Genomic DNA, 1,819 nt, shown 5'->3' with positions numbered 1-1,819 from the left:
TTTCGTTATACGAGCGGCCGCGCATTGTGGCGCCCGCCCGAGGCCTTACGGCCGGCGGCTCACCGTTGACTCAGCTGATCCCATTTAAATCGACAGGCCGCTAGCCCGTCGGGTCACTCACGTAACGGTATGAGGCACTGAACCGATCGGCTGCCAGCTGATCCCACGGTTCGATCGATGGGCTTTATACTGCGGGTCTGCACTTCCGTCCCCCCGCCCCAACACGACACCGATGCCGCTTCTCACGCTTTTCCGCAGTCTGACGTTCCTGCTTAGTTTTTTCGTCGCAATCGCCTCCGGTCTCGCCGCCGAGGATCGACCCAACATCATTTACATCATGGTCGATGACTTGGGATACGGCGATCTTGGAAGCTATGGCCAGAAAGAAATCCAAACGCCCCACTTGGATCGAATGGCGGCGGAAGGGATGCGTTTTACGGACCATTACGCCGGACACACGGTTTGCCGTCCGTCGCGTTTGGTGCTTTGGACGGGCCAACATGTCGGCCATACGGGGTTGACCGGCAATCGTCCGTTCTCCTTGACCGGCAGAGAGCAAACGGTCGCCAAATTGATGCAACAAGCCGGATACGCAACCGGTGGCGTCGGCAAATGGGCACTGGGTAACGTCAACGCCCCGGCGGAGATCGACAACGAAGGCCACCCCAATCGAAACGGATTCGATTATTGGTACGGCTACATGAATCAAAGCAACGCGCATAACTACTATCCGCCGTTCCTGTGGGAAAACGATCGGCAAGACTTCTTGCCCGGAAACGTTCTGATGGACGCCCCCAACGCCCGCGGACGCGTCTCGAAGAAAAAAGAAACGTACTCACACGACAAGCTGACCGAAGCGGCGTTGGACTTCATTCAACGCAATTACCGCAGTCCGTTTCTCTTGCACATCCACTGGACCATTCCGCATGCGAACAATGAAGGCGGACGCGTGTTGAAGGACGGCATGGAAGTCCCCGACTATGGCATCTACGCCGACCGCCGATGGCCGAATCCGGAAAAAGGGTTTGCGGCGATGATCACCCGCATGGATGCCGATGTCGGCCGCCTGTTCAAGTTGTTGAAGGATCTTTCGATCGACGACAACACGCTCGTGATCTTCACTTCCGACAATGGCCCCCACCGAGAAGGCAACCATGATCACGAGTTCTTTGATTCCAACGGCCCGCTCAAAGGTTACAAACGTTCGATGCACGACGGCGGGATCCGCGTCCCGATGATCGCCCGCTGGCCCGGCAAGGTTGCCGCCGGCACTCAATCCGATTTGCCGTCAGCGTTTTGGGATTTTCTGCCCACCGCATGTGAGATTGCGGGAATCGAAGCGCCCGATGGCATCGATGGCATCTCGTATTTACCGACATTGCTCGGCAAGACCGATTCCCAACAGAAGCACGAGTACCTGTATTGGGCCAGCCAAGAGGGCGAAACTTCGATCGGTATCCGCCGCGGCCCCTGGAAATTGGTGCGCTACCGAAAAGATCGAGCGGGCAAAGCCGATTGGCGATTGTATGACCTCCGCAGCGATATCGAAGAAGCCAACGATCTCGCCGCCACGCACGCGGAGCAGGTCCAGGAGATTTTGTCGTTGGTCGAACGCGACGGCCTGCCGCTGGCGACGCAAGCGAAACGCTGATCGCCCACCGCACTTGTTCCCAGGCTCCCGCCTTACGCTGAGTGCGAGGCGGGAGACGTCGATTCTTTTACTGCAGGATTTGGCAACCGATTTAGATTCTCTCCCTCTGGGAGAGACGGCGTTTGCGCAGCAAGCAAACGCCAGAGAGGGCCGGCGGCTCGCGAAAGT

General features: G+C 58.0%; 1 protein-coding gene. It reads left to right on the top strand.

What is annotated here, in order from left to right; translation table 11 throughout:
• Positions 1-232: 232 nt before the first annotated feature.
• Positions 233-1,651 carry an arylsulfatase gene (locus tag NZK35_RS26380; protein WP_259635514.1) on the top strand — a complete coding sequence of 473 codons (1,419 nt, stop codon included), beginning with the start codon at positions 233-235 and terminating at the stop codon, positions 1,649-1,651.
• Positions 1,652-1,819: the final 168 nt, after the last annotated feature.

It is taken from the genome of Stieleria sedimenti, assembly GCF_025060895.1.
Lineage (GTDB): Bacteria > Planctomycetota > Planctomycetia > Pirellulales > Pirellulaceae > Stieleria > Stieleria sedimenti.
This window is presented reverse-complemented; position numbering and strand designations above follow the sequence as displayed.